The sequence below is a fragment of the Microcoleus sp. Pol11C3 genome (assembly GCF_036701485.1).
In the GTDB taxonomy this organism is placed as follows: domain Bacteria; phylum Cyanobacteriota; class Cyanobacteriia; order Cyanobacteriales; family Microcoleaceae; genus Microcoleus.
In genome coordinates this window covers 1-593 of record NZ_JAUBQW010000146.1, presented here as the reverse complement: position 1 = coordinate 593, position 593 = coordinate 1, and the positions used below count along the sequence as shown (strand labels likewise).

The window sequence follows — 593 nt, the reverse complement described above, 5'->3', positions numbered from 1 at the left end:
CTGATTTTCGACAACCGGTTCTGGTTGAGAATGCTCGATCGGCTCTACCATTTGAACAATGAGCTGATTTTCGACAATCGGTTCTGGTTGAGGATGTTCAATAGACTCTACGGTTTCTGAAACTTCTCGATTTTCGACAATCGGTTCTGGTTGAGAATGCTCGATCGACTCTACTGTTTCGACAATAAGCAGATTTTCGACAACCGGTTCTGGTTGAGGATGTTCAATAGACTCTTGTTTTTCTACTATTTCCAGAAAATCTGCCACTGGTTGCATTTCTGGTTCTAAATCGCTTATTTCGTCTGGTGTTTCTGCAACTGGTTCGGATTCTGGTTGAGAATAGTTGATCGACTCTACGGTTTCTGAAACTTGCAGATTTTCGACAATCGTTTCTGGTTGAGAATAGTTGATCGACTCTACGGTTTCTGAAACTTGCAGATTTTCGACAATCGGTTCTGGTTGAGAATAGTTGATCGACTCTACGGTTTCTGAAACTTGCAGATTTTCGACAATCGGTTCTGGTTGAGAATAGTTGATCGACTCTACGGTTTCTGAAACTTGCAGATTTTCGACAATCGGTTCTGGTTGAGAAT

The 593-nt window shown here is 41.7% G+C and carries 1 pseudogene; it reads right to left on the bottom strand.

Going from position 1 to position 593, the window contains the following annotated elements:
* Positions 1 to 593: pseudogene (locus QUA40_RS23925) on the bottom strand (ATP-binding cassette domain-containing protein); the annotation flags it as partial.